At 59.5% G+C, this 17,198-nt stretch carries 20 protein-coding genes; 12 read left to right on the forward strand and 8 right to left on the reverse strand.

Annotation, left to right across the window (positions count from 1 at the left end; genetic code table 11):
• The first annotated feature begins 11 nt into the window (after positions 1 to 11).
• From tnpA to tnpC, 3 genes are all read left to right on the forward strand, one after another.
• A complete protein-coding gene (tnpA, locus tag QFZ54_RS20190) occupies positions 12 to 410 on the forward strand; it encodes an IS66-like element accessory protein TnpA (protein ID WP_307090540.1) in 399 nt (132 codons plus the stop codon).
• Complete coding sequence (gene tnpB / locus QFZ54_RS20195) at positions 407 to 754, forward strand: IS66 family insertion sequence element accessory protein TnpB (protein ID WP_307090541.1); 348 nt, start codon at positions 407 to 409, stop codon at positions 752 to 754. Before tnpA ends, tnpB begins: the two co-directional genes overlap by 4 nt.
• 61 nt (positions 755 to 815) lie before the next feature.
• Positions 816 to 2,369, forward strand: a complete 1,554-nt coding sequence (tnpC, locus tag QFZ54_RS20200) for an IS66 family transposase (protein ID WP_307090542.1) — start codon at positions 816 to 818, stop codon at positions 2,367 to 2,369.
• A gap of 63 nt (positions 2,370 to 2,432) precedes the next feature.
• Here the strand turns inward: tnpC and QFZ54_RS20205 are convergent, their stop codons facing one another.
• Positions 2,433 to 2,906, reverse strand: coding sequence for a hypothetical protein (locus tag QFZ54_RS20205; RefSeq protein ID WP_307090543.1), 474 nt, complete (start codon positions 2,904 to 2,906; stop codon positions 2,433 to 2,435).
• A gap of 10 nt (positions 2,907 to 2,916) precedes the next feature.
• Between QFZ54_RS20205 and QFZ54_RS20210 the strand changes: the two genes are divergently transcribed.
• Positions 2,917 to 3,822, forward strand: coding sequence for a hypothetical protein (locus tag QFZ54_RS20210; RefSeq protein ID WP_307090545.1), 906 nt, complete (start codon positions 2,917 to 2,919; stop codon positions 3,820 to 3,822).
• 119 nt (positions 3,823 to 3,941) lie between these two features.
• A complete protein-coding gene (locus QFZ54_RS20215) occupies positions 3,942 to 5,645 on the forward strand; it encodes a type IV secretion system DNA-binding domain-containing protein (protein WP_307090546.1) in 1,704 nt (567 codons plus the stop codon).
• Here the strand turns inward: QFZ54_RS20215 and mobQ are convergent, their stop codons facing one another.
• The gene (gene mobQ, locus QFZ54_RS20220; protein ID WP_307090548.1) at positions 5,646 to 6,860 is read right to left on the reverse strand and encodes a MobQ family relaxase; all 1,215 of its coding nucleotides are present in this window, start codon (positions 6,858 to 6,860) and stop codon (positions 5,646 to 5,648) included. It abuts the gene before it with no gap.
• A 231-nt stretch (positions 6,861 to 7,091) separates the two neighbouring features.
• Between mobQ and QFZ54_RS20225 the strand changes: the two genes are divergently transcribed.
• Complete coding sequence (locus QFZ54_RS20225; protein WP_307090549.1) at positions 7,092 to 7,451, forward strand: hypothetical protein; 360 nt, start codon at positions 7,092 to 7,094, stop codon at positions 7,449 to 7,451.
• 565 nt (positions 7,452 to 8,016) lie between these two features.
• Here the strand turns inward: QFZ54_RS20225 and QFZ54_RS20230 are convergent.
• Genes QFZ54_RS20230 through QFZ54_RS20240 form a run of 3 tightly spaced genes read right to left on the reverse strand, consistent with a single transcriptional unit; the run spans position 8,017 to position 9,952 of the window.
• Positions 8,017 to 8,970 carry a replication initiator protein A gene (locus tag QFZ54_RS20230; protein WP_307090550.1) on the reverse strand — a complete coding sequence of 318 codons (954 nt, stop codon included), beginning with the start codon at positions 8,968 to 8,970 and terminating at the stop codon, positions 8,017 to 8,019.
• Positions 8,967 to 9,302, reverse strand: coding sequence for a hypothetical protein (locus QFZ54_RS20235; RefSeq protein ID WP_307090552.1), 336 nt, complete (start codon positions 9,300 to 9,302; stop codon positions 8,967 to 8,969). Before QFZ54_RS20235 ends, QFZ54_RS20230 begins: the two co-directional genes overlap by 4 nt.
• Positions 9,299 to 9,952 carry a ParA family protein gene (locus tag QFZ54_RS20240; RefSeq protein ID WP_307090553.1) on the reverse strand — a complete coding sequence of 218 codons (654 nt, stop codon included), beginning with the start codon at positions 9,950 to 9,952 and terminating at the stop codon, positions 9,299 to 9,301. The genes QFZ54_RS20235 and QFZ54_RS20240 overlap by 4 nt, the downstream gene beginning before the upstream one ends.
• A 538-nt stretch (positions 9,953 to 10,490) precedes the next feature.
• Between QFZ54_RS20240 and QFZ54_RS20245 the strand changes: the two genes are divergently transcribed.
• The 3 genes from QFZ54_RS20245 to QFZ54_RS20255 all read left to right on the forward strand — a co-directional run bounded on the left by QFZ54_RS20245 (position 10,491) and on the right by QFZ54_RS20255 (position 12,945).
• Positions 10,491 to 10,697: a ParD-like family protein gene (locus QFZ54_RS20245; RefSeq protein ID WP_307090555.1), complete on the forward strand. Its 207-nt coding sequence runs from the start codon at positions 10,491 to 10,493 to the stop codon at positions 10,695 to 10,697.
• Positions 10,698 to 10,738: 41 nt separating this feature from the next.
• The gene (locus QFZ54_RS20250; RefSeq protein ID WP_307090556.1) at positions 10,739 to 11,149 is read left to right on the forward strand and encodes a hypothetical protein; all 411 of its coding nucleotides are present in this window, start codon (positions 10,739 to 10,741) and stop codon (positions 11,147 to 11,149) included.
• 680 nt (positions 11,150 to 11,829) lie between these two features.
• Complete coding sequence (locus tag QFZ54_RS20255; protein WP_307090557.1) at positions 11,830 to 12,945, forward strand: DUF3800 domain-containing protein; 1,116 nt, start codon at positions 11,830 to 11,832, stop codon at positions 12,943 to 12,945.
• Positions 12,946 to 13,102: 157 nt separating this feature from the next.
• Here QFZ54_RS20255 and QFZ54_RS20260 read toward each other — a convergent pair whose 3' ends face one another.
• Positions 13,103 to 13,876: a hypothetical protein gene (locus QFZ54_RS20260; protein ID WP_307090559.1), complete on the reverse strand. Its 774-nt coding sequence runs from the start codon at positions 13,874 to 13,876 to the stop codon at positions 13,103 to 13,105.
• A 153-nt stretch (positions 13,877 to 14,029) separates the two neighbouring features.
• On the opposite strand from QFZ54_RS20260, the gene QFZ54_RS20265 reads away from it, so the two are divergent.
• A complete protein-coding gene (locus QFZ54_RS20265) occupies positions 14,030 to 14,320 on the forward strand; it encodes a hypothetical protein (RefSeq protein ID WP_307090560.1) in 291 nt (96 codons plus the stop codon).
• 54 nt (positions 14,321 to 14,374) lie between these two features.
• Positions 14,375 to 14,854 (forward strand): hypothetical protein, encoded by a 480-nt coding sequence (locus QFZ54_RS20270; RefSeq protein WP_307090562.1) that lies wholly within the window; start codon positions 14,375 to 14,377, stop codon positions 14,852 to 14,854.
• A gap of 245 nt (positions 14,855 to 15,099) precedes the next feature.
• Here QFZ54_RS20270 and QFZ54_RS20275 read toward each other — a convergent pair whose 3' ends face one another.
• Complete coding sequence (locus QFZ54_RS20275) at positions 15,100 to 15,450, reverse strand: hypothetical protein (protein WP_307090564.1); 351 nt, start codon at positions 15,448 to 15,450, stop codon at positions 15,100 to 15,102.
• 118 nt (positions 15,451 to 15,568) lie between these two features.
• On the opposite strand from QFZ54_RS20275, the gene QFZ54_RS20280 reads away from it, so the two are divergent.
• A complete protein-coding gene (locus QFZ54_RS20280) occupies positions 15,569 to 16,369 on the forward strand; it encodes a hypothetical protein (protein WP_307090566.1) in 801 nt (266 codons plus the stop codon).
• A gap of 148 nt (positions 16,370 to 16,517) precedes the next feature.
• On the opposite strand, the gene QFZ54_RS20285 is transcribed toward QFZ54_RS20280, so the two are convergent.
• Positions 16,518 to 17,198, reverse strand: a 681-nt coding sequence (locus tag QFZ54_RS20285) for a hypothetical protein (RefSeq protein WP_307090567.1), incomplete at its 5' end; no start/stop codon positions are given.

Genomic DNA, 17,198 nt, shown 5'->3' on the forward strand with positions numbered 1-17,198 from the left:
CGACCGGTCGTATGAGTGGTCGTATCGAGATTGTCGGGCGGGTGTCGGGCCGGCGCCGCTGGACGGTCGAGGAGAAGCTGGCGATCCTGCGCGATGCGTTTGGGCCGGATGGATCGGTCCGGGCGGCGGTCGAGCGTCACGAGGTCGGCAGCGGCGCGATCTACACCTGGCGGCGCCAGGCGATGTCGGGTGCACTGAGCGGAGTGCCGGCCCGGCCTCAGACCGCATTTGCCGAAGTCCAAATCAGCGAGCCGCCCATGATGCTGCCGGCGCCGCCCGTCGAGGCGCCAGCGGACGCCCGGACCGCGGGGCAGATCGGCATCGAGCTGCCTTCGGGTGTGCGACTGACCGTCGACGGCACGGTCGACGCCGAGGCGCTGTCGCGCGTGATCGGCGTGCTGGCACGATGATCCCGCAGCCGACATCGAGGCGGATATTCCTGGCGTGCGGCGTCACCGACATGCGCAAGGGCTTTGATGGCCTGGCGGTATTGGTGCAGCAGGTGCTCCGGGAGAAACCACATTCCGGTGCGCTGTTCGCGTTCCGCGGCAAGCGGGGCGACCTGATCAAATTGCTGTGGTTCGACGGTCAGGGACTCTGCCTGTTTTCGAAGCGGATGGACCGGGGGCGTTTTGTCTGGCCGGTGACCGCAACCGGCACAGTGGCGCTGACGTCGGCGCAGGTGTCGATGCTTTTGGAAGGCATCGACTGGCGTCGTCCCGAGCGGACGTGGTCACCAACATTGGCGGGCTAAAAACACAGCTTTTCCGCCATTTTTGCTCGTGTGAGAGTGGGCGAACTGCTATGAAAATGAGGTGTCGCAAGCCTCTCTTGCCCCATCTGATGCCGAGGCGCGGATCGCCGTGCTGGAGGCCTCGCTCGCCCGAGCCAATGCAGCACTCGCCGCCCGCGACCTGCTCATCGAGACACTGCGTGGACAGATCGCTCGGCTGCGGCGGATGCAGTTTGGCGCATCCTCTGAGAAGTTGACGCGCGAGATCGCCCAGCTCGAACTCGCACTTGAGGAACTGGAAACCGAGAGCGCAGTACCGGAGACCGGCGCGGCCTTGTCAGACACGCCCGGGCGACCGGCACCAGTCCGTGCGTTGCCCGACCACCTGCCACGCGAGGAGGTCGTCCACGAACCCGCCTCCGGCGCCTGCACATGCCCGGACTGCGGCGGTGCGCTACGCCGTCTCGGGCAGGACGCCCATGAGATGCTCGACGTCCTGCCGGTGCACTGGCGCGTGGTGCGGAACATCCGACCGAAATACAGCTGCCGGACTTGTGAGAAGATCGTCCAGGCAGTTGCCCCGGTGAAGGCAGTCGCACGCGGAAAGGCGACATTCGCAACGCTGGCCCATGTCGTCGTCTCGAAGTTCGAACATCACCTGCCGCTTTATCGGCAGTCCGAGATGATGGCGGCCCAAGGCTTGGACATCGACCGCTCGACGCTGGCGGGCTGGGTCGGTCAGGCAGCCGCGCTGCTTGACCCCATCGTCAGTCGCATCCGCGAGGAAGTGCTGAAAGGCGACAAAATCCACGCGGACGACACGCCAGTCCCGGTGCTCGACCCAGGCCGCGGACGCACCGCGACCGGGCGGCTATGGGTCTATGCAGTCGATGACCGCGCCTCCGGTAATACGGCTCCGCCAGCGACATGGTATCGCTTCACGACCGACCGTACCGGTGCACATCCGCAAGCCCATCTCGCCGGATTTCGAGGCTTCCTCCAGGCCGACGCCTATGCCGGTTACGACGGGCTCTATCGAAGCGGCGTCACCGAAGTCGCGTGCTGGGCCCATTTCAGGCGCAAGGTGTTCGACCTGCACGAGCGGGTTGCTACGCCGCTGACCACCGACATTCTTGAACGCATCGGTGCCTTGTACAGCATAGAGGCCGAGGTCCGCGGCAGGCCGCCTGACGTGCGGCTGGCGGCGCGGCAGAACCGGACGAAGCCTCTGGTCGATGCGCTGCGCGAGGCACTGGACGCAGCACTGCGCCGGCTGTCGCCGAAGTCCGACATGGCCAAGGCTATCGCCTATGGCACGAAGCGATGGCTCGCACTGTGTCGCTTCCTCGATGACGGGCGCCTGGAGATCGACAACAACATCGCCGAACGCGCGTTGCGCGGCGTTGCCGTCGGACGGCGAAACTGGCTGTTCGCTGGTTCGAAAACGGGCGGCGAGCGCGCCGCGGCGATCTACACCGTCATCCAGACCTGCAAGGCCAACGGCGTCGACCCGCAGACCTACATCGCCGACGTCACTGGGAAGATCGCAGCGGATTGGCCGGCCGCGCGATGGGACGAACTCATGCCCTGGAACTGGTCCGCGCAAACCGCAGAGCGAGTGGCGCAAGCCGCGTAATCTGCGGTCTGCCGACCACGCTTACCATCGCCGAGATGTCGCAAGCCGGTTAAATCACTCGTGTCAAAACCGAACGGTGAGACACAAAAAACCCGGGCAACAGCGCTGAGCATCAGCTCCGCCAACTTCTTCAATGCTGCGATCGTCATCGCCTCCCGCGTCCTTGGATGCGCCCACCCCCGCCGCTCGGCGGTATTGACGCTCTGTATACAAGTTAGCGGTTGAAAGCCCTCCGCCGACGGCAAATAATCGGCCATGACCAAGGAACGGGACGAATACCTTGGCGGGCCACGACATGCTCGCTTTAAGTATCGGGATGATGACGTCATCCAACGCCGCATAGATGCTGGCGAAACTGCCTCCGATGTCATCCGCCATTTCGTAGAGTCGGGCATATCCAATAGCGCATCCTACCACCACTGCATTCCGGCCATCCCGCTGGATTTCACAGAAAAGCTTCTGCTTGACCGCTTCATGGCTCTGTCTGGCAGCGATCCTGTCAGCGTCATCAAATCCCTTGTCCTCAACGAAGCGCATAGGACTCTCAATGCACACGACGAACGCCTCCGCGCCGCCACCTCACCCGCCGGCAAAGCCCAACCCTGACTATCACCCAGACTGGGAGCAACTGCACGACGACGCAAACGCTCGCCGGGAAGCGGCGTGGGCGGTGAAAGCCAGTCTAATGGGTCGTCTGCCGGATCTCACCGACACAGAGCGGACCGACCTGGCCGAGGCCGAGGTGGAATGGGAAGCCGCGCACCAGCTTTGTATGCTCTGCCTGGATACCTACCAGCACCGCACCTTCGAGGATGCAATGGCATGGCTGAACCAGACATTTTGTTCAATCAATCCGGTGAGTCTCCCCGATCTGCATGCGTTCAGCGACGTCCGGCAGCTCATAAAAGCAGCGTATCGGATCCACAGCAAACGGCTGGAGATGGAGACCATCGAGCGCAACATGCTCGATCTATCGCAAGCCGATAGGTTTTTGCCGTTCCTTAAGTTCGCGAACTGCAAAACGTGGGAAGTCACTATTCCCGCACATAATTATCGGACCGCATCTGACATCCATGCCCACTACACAATTGATGAAGTGGACAACGGCCTACATGTCGCAATACAAAATGCCAGGCGCTCTATGAGCGCCATCAACGCGTGCGAGATTCTCATCGAAGAGTTCTTGCGCCAGCAAGTAAGCCCATGGACGACACGACGCTGGTTCTTCGCCAAAAAACTACCGGCTATCACCTTCTATACATACATGCCGCCATCCCAATATAGCAAAGAGATGTTCAACCGCGTTGAACTGAGCGCACCGCTTGCTCGCGGCAAGCGGATCTCCGTGGTGGGATGGCCAAGCGTTGGATGCGTGCCAGCTGCAGTCAGACCCAACTGGTTGCCCGGCGGTCTCGCCGACTGGGGCACGTTCGACGACAACGCTGACACATGACCAGGGCTCAAAAGATCGGCCTGACCTGCTTCGCGCTCGTCGCGCTGCTCGGCACGCCGACCCTGGTCTTTCCGTTGGTCTGCGGCATATCGCGGCTTGGCTATGCGCCGGCGAACCCGGTGCCACCGTGGTGGTGGACCACACAGCAGAACCCCTTCGCCTCGACCTTCGCCTGGTTAAACTACGCCAACGCGGACGGCTGGCTCGGCTATGCGCACCTCTTCTGGTCGCAGACCGCCTTGTGGTGGCACGGATACGACATAACCCATGCCCTGGCCCCTCGCCTCGTTGCCAGCGGGCTCGCCGGCGTAGCGGTCGCGTTCAGCCTGGTCGTGGCAGCCGTTCGCGCCGCCCAACCCGAAACCCGTACCGAACGCCATCACGAACGCGGCTCGAAGCTCGTCGAGCGTGAGGACGCCGCCCGGTTCGTTCGGGCACTCGTTGTCCGGGAAATAGAGACATCGCACGGCAAACTCGCGGCAATCGCGAGCAGCATCGGCTTACGCCTGCGCGGGCCGTCAGGCCGTCACATCCGAGCGGTACGCAAGGACGCCAAGGTTCAACCCCGCCAGATCTCGCGAGCAACCGCGCGCGGCGACGCTGCAGTCATGAAGATTGCTGCGGCCGGCGTTGATGCAGGCCTGGTGCGGATGGCAGGCATCCCGATGCCCTATTCGAGCGAAACCCTGCACACCCTCATCGCCGCCTCGCCCGGTACGGGCAAGACCGTGGCGCTGCGCGAACTGCTCACCGATCTCAGGCGCCGGGGCGACCGCGTGATCTGCGTCGATGCCGGTTACGACCTGAGCCCTGGCTTTCGCAGTCCTGACGATCTGATCCTGTCACCCGTCGATCCACAGTCGGTCGGTTGGTCGCTGCGCAACGAGGTTCGGAATGAGACCGAATGGGGCTCGCTGATCAAATCGATGATCCCGGCGCAGAACGGCCCGGCCGGCACCTGGCAGCGCAAAGCTCAGGATTTCATGACCTCGCTGTGCGAGGCGGTTGGGAGCGCAGCCGACAACCGTAAGCTGCTCGAGATCGCCACGGTCTGGTCGACCGACCAGTTGCTCGAGCTGCTCGAGGGCACGCCTGCCGCCATCGCGCTCGGCGAAGGCGGCGAGGAATATCTCAACAGCGTGCGCAACAACATCAATGAAAGTCTGTCGGCCTGGAAACGCGGGCCTGACGGCAACTTTTCGGTCCGCAGCTACATGAATGCCAGCGATGAACGCCGCTGGCTCTGGCTGCCTTACACCGATCTGGAAGCGGCAGTCTGCCAGCCCGCGATCGCAAGCTGGATCGACATCATGATCAACGCTGCAACCGAACGTCGTGATGCAGGTGGCAAGCCCGGCGGGCACCGCACCTGGATCATCATCGACGAGCTGAACTCGATGGGCCTCATCCCCAATCTGTCGAAGCTCGGCGCGCGCCTGCGCAAATATGACATTTGCGGGGTCGGCATCATCCAGGACGATGCCCAGCTGAAATCGACCTACGGCGTCTACGACGCCGATACGATCTTCAGCACGTTCTCGAACAAGGTCTATTTCCGCTGCAGCAGCGCCGGCCTCGCCAGACGCATATCGGACGACCTCGGCATGACCGAATACCGCGAGGTGCGCTATGCCACCTCGCGGTCGCGCACCGCCGGTAAGGTTACGCAAAGTACCTCGACGTCGGAGCAACACGTCAAACGCGAACTGTTTTTGCCAAGCGAGATCCAGAACCTTCCCACCCGTTGCGGCGTCGTCAAATTCGCCGAAGTGGACTCAGTGCTGCCGACCTACCTGTGGGTGCCGCCTCGCCCGCGCCGATGATCACTCACGCTGGCCGCGTGGCTTAGGTGCCTCGCCTGACACCGCGCTTGGCTTTTCACCCCGCGCAGACAAATCGCTTCTTTCTCCGACCGCGCGCTGCGGTCCGCTAGCCTGACCGACCTGCTCGGCCCGTGCGAGCCGCTCAGCGGCCGTCAGGGGCGCATCTGGCGGTTGGGCCGCCCTTTCCTGCTCGATGCGCCTGAATCTGTCTGACACAGCCTCCCTGCCCGCCTGTGAAGACCCTTCGGCCTCACGCTCGCGATTGATCCGCTCGAAGCGCTCCTGAACGCTACCGAGCACCTGCCCGACCTTCTGGCCAATGCCCTGCACCACCTCACGCGCCACCTGAGCGGCGCGCTCGACCTGGTGGCGGACCTGCTCGCGCATCTGCTGCGCCAGCACACGCGCTTGCTCCACCCAGTTGTCGATCGCGCTGGCCGCGTCGCGGGCCTGCATGCGGGGATCGTCGCTCCGCGGCGTCCCCGCGCCAATCCCCATCTCCTGCAGCTCGTCGCGGATCTGCGCCATCTCCTGCGCAACCGCACGGCGCTCGGCCGTGATCTCACGCCCGAAATGCTCCTTCTGAGGTTCCTGTGCGATGCCCCGCTCGGCATGGCTACGGTGATCGACCCGCCGTTCGACCTGCGCCAGTTCCAGCGCATCGTTCTGGATCTGGGCGAGGCGTTCGCGCAGCGCCAATATCTCCTTGGGACCCTGTTTTTGGTCGTCCAGCTCGCGGGTTTTCTGCCCGAACCCGTCGGGGTCGACCGTCCGCGTCGTTGTCAGCACATGCATGTGCCAGTTGCGCTGATCGCCGTCCGGGCTTGGTGTGTGCAAGGCCACGTCGACAGCGACCCGGTAGCGTTGGACGAGCTCGCGGGCGAACTGCTCGGCAACCTCGCGCCGCTCTTCCTTGTTCAGCTCATGGGGTAAGCCAACGATATACTCGCGGGCCGTCTGCGAGTTACTCCGCCGTTCGGCGTGTTCAGCGGCATTCCACAGTACCGAGCGGTCCTGGGCCCATTCGGCCCCCTCCGGCGTGACGATGAACCCATCCTCGACGCCGCCCCGCGCCCGGAAGTCATGGATCTCACCAGTGCGCTCGTCGGTGAACCGTTCACCGTGCCGATAGGCGGCAGCCGCCACCGCACTGTCACCCCGGCTGCGCTGCACGGGGCTGGTGCGGACATGGGGCATGGCGGTGACGGTAGTCATGACAAACGACGACTATCGCAAGGGGTGCAGGGGGGTCGCGTAGCCCCCTTGCCGGGGTACGGGGCGCGAAGCCCTGTGCGGACCATCAGGCCGCTGGGGTGCAGGGACCACCCTGCCGCAAACGCCCCAATGGGGCGGCAAACTCGTAGAGTTTGCATCTTTGCGCTTTCTCTACTTCCTTCTGTCATTTGCTCTGTCTACACCCGGCCCGTATTTTGGCAAGGATCCACCATGGCACAGCCCCCAACATCCGATCCCAAACTCGCCAAACTGCTCCGTGAGGTCGAAATTGTGGAGCGCAAGATCGAACGCGCTCAGGCCCTCTCTCAACGCCTAAAACGTCTCGCCGTTGATCACTCCAGACGAGCCGACACACGCCGCAAGATCATCCTGGGCGGTGCACTTCTGAACGCTGCCCGCTCCGAACCCGAGCTTGCCGAACTAGTCGCTCGCTTCGTAGCTGCTATTACTCGCTCGGCTGATCTCAAGCCCTTCGAAGGCTTCTCCACCGAAGAGCTCATCGCAGCATCTATGGACCAAAATGCGAGTTCACCGCGGCGTCCTCGCCGGCTCACCCACAAGCCAGATTAAGAAAAGTACGCAGCTTTCCGTATGGACTATGTGGACCGTATTGAACGGATGTTCGTCGGTTCTTCTTCCTGTGAAACGATGCAGGCACACACCGGCATCCACCGTGCCTTCCGCCAAGTTTGCGGCTCATCGGTCGCCTTGTGACGGCGTCAGCCGAGACGAAGCAAACGTACATTGTTCCTCAGGATCAATCCCACCAGTTTCGTTTTCTCTCGGCTTGGTCCTCGGTTTGGCTTTAGAGATTCTGTTAAATATGAACTGTTAAGAAGGTTAAGGCTATCACAAAGCGAAATCTTCGCTGTGATTAGAATGGCTTACAGACTGGCCTGGTGGGTGATACCCCGTGATTCGGTGGGTGATCCCCCGATAGCATGGTGGGTGATCCCCCGAAGCAATAGTGGGTGAAACCCCGAGGCCCATCGCCTGGGAAAACGGTTTTCGGGTTGGTTATCCACAGGCTGGCCGGCATATCGAACTTAGACCAAGTAGCCTGACTTCTCGCAGTTGATCCTTTTGGTGGGTGATACCCCGACAATTTTATTGGCGGTGGGTGATACCCCGATAGTCACCGCCGACCTGAGAGATGATCCATTTTTGCGTCTACCTGCTCGGTACGCCGGCGATCAGCATCAAAGCGAGCGCGTCGATCTTCCTCGGCCCGCGTTCGTTCAGCGAGGGCCATCGCTTCGGCTTCACCACGACGTCTGAACATGACAGCCGGGCTTTTATCGGCCGTTTCTGCTGGTTCCATCATATAGTCAGGGAGTTGATCGGCCTCGATCACCCGCCGGAGCATCCGGTTGAACTCCTTGGGTTGGGCATCGCTGCCGGTTTTGTCACGCAGCACCTCTATCCGGCATAACCATCCGCCTTGTTGCGATCCGACATGCTTACGCGCGATGCGGTACAGCGCCCGTTCCAGCCCCCCGGACAGGAGGAAATAATCAGGGTGCATAGTCAGCAACGATTTCTCGTTGACGATCCCCTCGTAAACCCAGTCCGATAGGGTCAAGGTCATACCCCGAGGTTGCTCGGTCTCAACGTCAGTGTCGAACGTCCAGCTATCGAGCCAGTTAAAGCCAGCCTTCTGCCGCCGCTTCGTTGCGCGGATCGAGGTCGTGATGGAAGTGGTCTGCAGACGGAGCAGTGCTGCTTGCAGTTCCTGATAGTCCCTGCCGCCCGTGCCGCGTTTGATAGCCCGCAAAAGGTCGTAGGGCGTCGTCGTCAGCGTGCGCGGTAGGTCGTTCAGACCCTGCTGTTTCATACGGTTTAGCGTGGATGCAGCCCATATCAGAATATCGGCATCCCATATGGTTGCCATGCCATAATCAGGGATCGCCTGCACACGCACCCACGCCTCGCCGTCCGGGCTGCGGTATTCGATCGGCTTTAGACGCTTACGCTTCTGAAGCGAGAAGAATGGTCTCTCCATGACCTCTCGCTGGTCGCGAAGCGACAGATCGCCTAGCGCCGGGATGAACAGGTCAAACTCGGGACTAGGATCGCGCCGCTTGCTCATGGTGCAAACCTGGTATGGCCCCGCTTGACCAGATACTGACGGAGCAAGCGCTCGGTAACGACGGTGAGCGGTTCCCCACCCTCTTCGACGCTGAGTTGACGCAACGCACGGTGCATATCTTCGGGGATGTGGATCAGTACCGGCTTCTTGCCGGGATGGCTGCTGCGGCGCGCCGGTGCAGACACCGCCGCCGACACATTTGCCGGACGTCGCGACTTTGCCGCCTGCGGCGGTTCGGGAACCACGTCGGCAACGGGGATAGGTACAGGTGTTGAATCCCCAGGTTCGTCATCGAAGATGCTGGAAAGAGCGGAAGGCTTCCGGGCCATCATGCCACCTCGCTTACTAGCTTAGTCGTATATCCGCTTAGTCGCTTAGCTTCTACATAAGCGGCTTGCAGTTCGGCTGCTGCTTTGCCGCCGGGGTCGGTCTCGGCAGCGGTGCGTCCCAGCGGTGTAGCTTTGTAGAAATCTTTGCGGAAATGAAGCCGGCTGTCGAACACTGTCACGCCCTTGGCGACGAAGCCGGCATGGGCCTCCTGCCCCTCCCCACCCTGATGTGGAACTTGGGTCAGGATAACCGCGAACGGGGTGCCGGCCTGCTGCACCTGCTTGACGGTCTGTAAAACCGAATGAACATCCAGCCCGCGTGGAGCGACCGGGATGATGACGAAATCCGCCTGCTCTGCTGCGAGCATGGCGATGTCCTTAGAGTTTGCCGGCGTGTCGATGATGATAAGATCAATTTTGCCGCTGCCTCGGCCACGCGAGACGTGGAGCGGTAGACCTGCGACGCTGCTGTCTTTCACGGTCACATCTTCCTCGCCCCGACGCTCCGACCAGTAGAGCGCCGAGCCCTGCCGGTCGTCGGCATCGAGAATTACAACGGATGCACCTTCGCGTGCGGCCTCAACGGCAAATCCCGTGGAGAGGGTGGTCTTGGATTGACCGCCCTTTTGCGCGATCACGGCCCATACCTGCATAGCTGCTGCTCCTACTAAGCGGTTAAGCGACTTATATAGCTTAGCCGCTTAGTCGTAAAGATGATTAGTCGCTTATCAATTTCTGGGCCCCCAGGGGGAACGCGATCGCTATGCGCACGCGCGAGGGTAGGGGGACACGCCGATGGCCCCTTGGTTCAGCCTTGTCGCGAACAGTGTGGACAACTGGAATATCCACGGGGGTGCAGGCAGTGAGCCAAGCGAGGAAGGGGACCGGTGAGAGGATGTTCGGAATCGTACGCTAAGCCTAAGCCTAAGCCTAAGCCTTTGCGGCGCATAGATCGGGTGACGGGTTGCGTGACATGGATCGCCCACGATCGAACAGGACCAGCGATCGTCACGCAAACCCTCGTTTGCGGAGCGTCCCGTTTTCCATGTCTAATGGGTAATTTTTGTCTCTCTGAGCCTTCCTTTGCGGGAAAGCGGGCATCGGGCAGGGCCACGGTAGGTCCAACGCCTGTTGACCCTCGAATATATGATCCATATACGGAACGTATATTATAGGTGTGAGGATTGGGTGATGGGTTTGGTGAAGATCGACGATGAGCTGCACGAGGAAGCCCGCCGCGCTAGCGCCGTTATGTGCCGGTCGATCAACGCCCAGGCCGAGTTCTGGATGAAGATCGGGATGCTCGCCGAGGCCAATCCCACCATGGCCTTCAACGACATCGTGAAGGCGCAACTCGCGGAGGCGAACGTCCTCCTGGTCCAGCCACTCGCGGCTTGATCGAGCGCCGCCAACCATCCCTACCACCTGCTAGGACTGACATGCCCTTTCACGACGAAATCACAGACTTCTTCGGCCGCTACGTCGATGCCTTCGCGCGCGAGGACGCCGACACGTTAAGCGAGCTATGGGACGAGGTTGGACTGTTCCCCACCCCTACCGGCAACTTCGCTATGCCGCGATCCGCGTTCCGCGACCATTGCGCCACGCTGTTCGGTTTTTATCGAGCCCAGGGCGTCGTGCGGCCGGAAGGCGCTCTGCTGTCCGCCGACGAGCTGTTCCCGGGCGTTGCTCAGGCGCGCGTGGCCTATCGCATGATGGGCGCCGACGACGCTCCGGTTGCCGAGTGGGAGCATGTCTATGTCCTACGGCACACCGACACCTGGCGCGTATCGCTAACCATAGCGGATGGCGAGATGGCAGCCTGGACGGCCAAAGGCGTTCAGCTCTGATCGAATTTGCTGCTGCTCGACCATTACCGAAATACCATCTCAATCGAGACCGCCGAGCGCTTAGCGTACGATTCCGAACATCCTCTAACCGGTCCCCAGGAAGTTACGGCTAGCTGATTGCGCCTACTGGTAGGGCGCGGTGACGATCTTCCCTCTGATCGGACTACGTTGCTGGTAATCGCCGAAGTCCTCAACCGCGCGTGCACGATAGAGCCATCCCTACGGAGCGCGCCAATAGCCATATAAATAAGCTACCAAGCGCATAAGCTACTAACCGACTAAGCGGCTAAGCGGCTAAGCGGCTAAGCGGCTAAGCGGCTAAGCGGCTAAGCGGCTAAGCGGCCAGGCGGCCAGGCGGTCAAAGGCTAAAACCTGGCGTCCCTGTGCTACCCGTTAAGTCAGCCTTTCGCGGCCGCACGCTATCAAACGTTTCGCTAGGACCTGTCCTCTAGAATGCGAATGGCGATATAACGCGCGTTGGTAAGGTTACACACGGCAAAGGGGACGCCGTTCCTGAACATTCCCCATTTAGGAACGACTATCGGAACGCGAACAGGGCTGGCACGCCATCAGACACTTGGTGTCACGGAATTACGACGTTTACCAGATTGCTTACGGGGGGTCGGAAAACGTTCACATGCCAGGTTACTGCTCCTAGGTCATAATTTATTGGATCTTCTATGATCGACCAAGTGCCTTCTGAATATTACATCGATGAGAGCGGCAATACCGGCGACCTCAGCACCGTCAAAATCGAAAACTATTTCACCGAACAGCGCATATTCGCTTTAGCGGCGGTTGGCGGAAAGCTTGATAATACGCTCATTGAACAATTTGAAACACTCAAACTGGCTCACCGGCTTCAAGGGCAGGAGGTAAAGTCCAGACAGGCCTATGACAGGCCGCGGTTCCTCCTCGATCTGCTCGACTTGCTGGAAACGCGCAGCTGCCCAATATTCATTGAGATTGTCGACAAACACTATTTTGTAGTAGCGAACATCATAGAACGGATGGTGGTCCCCTATGTCGCCGAGTGCGACATCACGCCGGACGCTCTCTGGATGAAAGGCCTAATGGCAGATTATATGGCGCTCTACGCGCCACCCAGTCTCACGCACGCCTTCGCCGCTTGCTGCCAGAGTAGGGATTATATTGAAATACGCGACCTCTATAAGCGCATCATTGCCTGGGCAGAGGGAAAGCAGGCACCGTCGGAAATTGCTGAAGGTATCGCCCGCTTCACGCGAGATAGCCTGAAGGACTTTCGCAAGCTGACCAAGCTTAAGGCCGTCGAGCGGGCGCTGCCGGTTCCCGACGCAAACCCCGCTGGAAAGCTCTTATGGGTACTTCCCAACATGACATCATTCACGCATATTTATGCGCGGATCAACCGCTACGCGCACAAACAGATTTCCGGCGTAACACTGTTTCACGATGAACAACTACAGTTTGGGGATATTCTTCAGTACGCAAAGTCACAGACCGAAAGGTCTGCAGAGTTTGGTCTGAAACTTCCTCTAAAGGCAGCTGACTTTAACTTTTCTCAGGCAGCCGAACTACGATTCCTACAGTCACACGACTCGATTGGCATTCAGATCGCCGACGTCATGGCTGGGTTTATCGCGCGCTACATCCAGGATGCGGTATGGGGTGGCGCTGCCATGCATGCTGACAAGGTCACCATTTTCGACCGTCTCGTATCGATGGGAGATCGAAGGCGCGGCACAGGAGTCAATTTTGTAGCGCCAGACAGTCTGGTCCGCCATCTCGGTATCGTGCCACAGGCGAACTACTAATGCGGCTGGAACATCTGGGCCGGTCGATCATCCCGGATTCTGCCGCTCTTCTCCAGGCATGCTGTGGATGATGTTCTGGTGTGGGCAGAGTACTGTCCCGCTTTAGTCGGAGGATCGGTTGCGATAGCGCGTTCAGGTCCTCTCTCCAGTGATAACACTATGTATGCGTTCCAAAATTGGCCGAGAAATAATCGATCATCTCTCCGCCTTGCGATCCGGCGCGAAAGCGGCGCTGCTCCGTAACGTCCATCGACGGGGCTAAATAAATGATCTGATCTTCCCTATAAAGGGGAGTCCCCCTCTCCGGGTCCAACCCGCCTTTGCGCAAGTGCGCCAAGGTGTTCGCCATTTCGAGCGTGGCCCCCACGAGGACGTCCGCGAGCTGCACCGCCGGGCTGGCCACGGAGTTAACCTGTACGACGCCTGTCAACTTCAGGGGGAATTTGAGTGTTGCGATTTCCGAGGATCGGAACTCGACCTTCGCGTCGTGCGCGATGAGCTTCTGGATCAAGCCGTGATAGGTTTCCAGGTTCTTCGACTGGTCGTGCTCGACGCGATACGGACCGTCGGACATCATTTCCATCCGACCGATTAAGCCCTGAAGCACCACCATCGCCGCGTCCGTCGTCACACCGGGCGTCGCAATGGTAGCCAAGCACTCAGGCGCGGCGTTCGCGATTGGACCTAGCGCTTCTGGCAATTCCCGCCAGTTGGTTCGGCGCGCCGCCCCGACGAGATCGCCTAGAGCCTCCGGGGTCTTCTCCTTCATGGCACGCTGAAACGCGGCAATGAGCTGATCGAATAGCCCATCTCCGAGCAGGCTGGGCCCGGCCTGAAAAAGGATCGAACCGAGCGTGAAGTTTCGGCCATTTTCGTAAAAGTTCACGCCGCGTTCGTAGTAATAAGGTTCTGCGGCATAGTCGAGAAACATAAGCGTAAGTAGAAAGCGCTTGTCGCAGACATAGGTTACAGACCTGTACTCCGCTAGCATATCGCGCAGTAATCCCAGCAGTCGATCGTGGTTAGATGGCCTTCGGGATAGCGAACTATACTTGAGCTCTGGTGCCTGCAGGCGAGGAAAGTGGTGCCTGATCAGCGCGGCGGCATCATCGTCGTTGATCGCAATGGCGGTCGCGCCTTGGAATCGCTGCTCGGGATTGAGCAGATCGAAGCCGGTATATCCGCTCTCGTCGATCCTGAAGCATACCATGTCGACTATCTTACCGCACTTCTTGCCGAGTGGGACGTCAAAAAAGACGGCGGCATTCCGTTTACGTTACGTCCACAAATCCGTTGCACCGGCATGGCCCCCGGGGGCCGAGGGCATGGGCATGCCGCCACCTACATTCTCGCGATGGCAGATAACTCTGTTTGACTTTGTCCAAAGTATGTCTATCTATGTGGCAAGGTATACACATAGAGGCGCTGTATGAGTGACGTCATTTCGGTATTCACGTCTAAGTCGATGGAAACCATCCTTGCGGATGGTGGGTCGCAGTCTTGGGCGCTTGACCGCTCCCGGGCAGCGCGCTGTGACTATCTGGTCGCGTGCCGAAATGCTCATGGCGATGCGGAAGGGCCGGAGCCACATCGCCAGGCATTTCTAGTCGGCAAGGTTGCGGATGTTGTCGCCTCGACTGATACGGATGGACGCTTCAAAATCGTAATTAGCGAGTTCGCGGAGGTCTCATGGGAGGACGGCTGGGAAGAAGGCCGCCGCAACCCCGTCGCCTATTACAAGGATCACGATTTTACCGACGACGACGGCAAACCTATGGATTTTAAGGCGTTACCGTTCAAAAAGCTGGACACCGCTCCGCGTGGGCTTAGCCTCGCGGAGGCGAAGGCAGGGCTGGCTGTTACCTTCGGCGTGCCTGAAAGCGCCATCGAAGTTACGATCCGTGCATGAGGCCGCTGCCCCGTCGGTTGCGGCAGCCGTACGGCACGCGGCCCTCCGCACACGCTCAGGTAAGGATCCTGAGACGGAGCAAGTCCGCGCCTTCCTGCAAGCCGGCCATCCGTTGCTCGCCTTTAGCGTAGTCCTGGTGCGCAGATTGGGCATGTGCGCTGCGCTCGCATATGGAGTGTTCTTCCTGCATTGAACGACCGCTGGCATCATTGTTTGTCTGGCTGCACTATACGGTCGTGTTCCCGCTATGAGGCCCGGCTATGGCAATAAGCGAAGAGGTTCGGCAGGTAATTTTCATCCTCGAAGAGGAAGGCTTTGCCGCTCTGGCCGGCGAACTCCTGACCGAGATGAGTCTTGGGCGAGAAGTTGAGAAAGAGATCGCTGCCGTCGACGATCGCGCGGTGGACGGCGATCGAGATACGGTCCTGCGTCGCGTGCCAATCGACGAGAGCGACCAACTTCGTACGGCAATGAATTTCCTCCGCTTTCGGCTGGTCCTGCCGGTACGCGCATTCGCTGAGGCGGAGCGGATCGCCGGTCAAATTGCAGGGGAGGGGGGTACTAGGATCAGGTTCGTCGATCCCGAACAACGCCAAGAGAGCGAGCCTCTTAGTCGGCGGGATATCGGGGATGCATCGCTTGCCGATGAGCTCGACGCGTTCCTGGAGCGCCTTCCTGAGATGACTTCGCCACCGATCGTCCGAGATTCCTGATATGGCGCTGACGACGACTGCAGAAACCGAATTACGTAACATCCTGCGCAGCTTTCGGGCTGCGCACGGGGGCGCCGTCGCCCCGACGAGCGAAGGTAAGGCACTTGAAGTATGGGTGTTGATGAAGCTCGCACACACCGTGCATCAAACCCTGTCGGCAAACTGGCGAGTGACCCTGCGCCGCGGTGACGGCAGCTTGCTCCCTGTGGGTGGCAACTTCGACCTACCAAGCCAGCGGTCAAAAATACAGCCGAGCAGCCCGACCGCCCCTGGCTATGTGCTGTTAGAGCACAGGAGGCATGCCGACCGCCGGCTCGAGCTCCGTGGTAGCTTGCAATGGATGGGAAGGAGCGGCGCCAAGCACGAGATCGACGTGTCCGTGCTCCCCGCTCAGATCGGCGAGGCGATCAGGAACAACGGCGGGGGATATCCGCACGGGCTCCCAATCGCCGCGGTCGAATGCAAGGACAAGGGCGGCTTCGGGCCGCTAGACGAGACGCGCCAGACACTCGCTCGGATGTACGATCTCGTACTTGTAACGCAGCCGATCTCGAGCTGGTCATGCCGCATCTTCGAGGCTGCTACGTATACATACTGGGGACGAAAAAGTTCGCGCTACGTCTCATTCTTCAAAAAGGGCACTTTCGGTATTGTGCGTGCAGGTCAATTCCAGTCGGGCGCTAGCACGCTCGCCAGCCACTATTCGATCGGACACTATCCGGGCATCTATGACAACGCGAGCGTGATCCACCGGTTGGAGTCCAGCTTCCGCCGCACTGTGGCAACTATCAGCGACTTCTGAAAAGGGCCGCTGCCGAGGAGTTGCCTTCGACCTACACCTAACGAAGATGGACTAATAGTATCCCGTAAACAGGCGTTTTTAAACAGCGGGCGGGTAATTTTCGAAGAATTCGATGACATATTCCCTTAAGGCGAGATGGATATATTTTCTAAGATATCATTGCGGACGCCGTGGCAGGAATGTTCGAAAGGGATGCGAGACGCGCTCGTGCTTCCTCATGCATGTTCACCGGGGTTGTATCGAGAACTCGCGTCACCATTGCAGTTAGAAAAAGGCCCGGTACAAGGTTAACCGGCGTATGCTCCTTAACTATCCTTACTTTTGGTAAATTTTCGATAGTTTGATTGATGATGTCTTCGGATATAGATTCTGCTGCGACTTCCTCTTCTTCTTCCGACTCTGGACCAGGATCTGGTATTTCTGTAGAATCCAACCCGTTTTCGGTTTCTGGAGAGGCGAAGTCTCCCGAATATTCCATAAGAATCAAACAAGTAGCGTGATATGCATCATCCTCACGCCCAAGCTTTCCAAGTAGGTCAAATAGCCAAAGAGCAGTTTTAGGTTCCTTCTGAAGAATATCAGAACGAAGTCCAAATACAAAACCGAGGGCAGCTAGTGGATGTCTTAATCGTAAGTTTTTGGCATCTCCGTATGATTCTTCAATCCTATTTGGAGCATTTTTTCCATAAGATGAATCCATACGCTTTGTTGATACGAGCAACTCAGGCCCCGTCGCCCAATCAGTTATAACAACATCAACCTGCTTTACGTAATTCTTTCCAAGAATATTAGCTGAAGAGGATGTAACGCCTTTGATTGACGTTTTTGC

Source organism: Sphingomonas faeni (genome assembly GCF_030817315.1).
GTDB lineage: Bacteria > Pseudomonadota > Alphaproteobacteria > Sphingomonadales > Sphingomonadaceae > Sphingomonas > Sphingomonas faeni_C.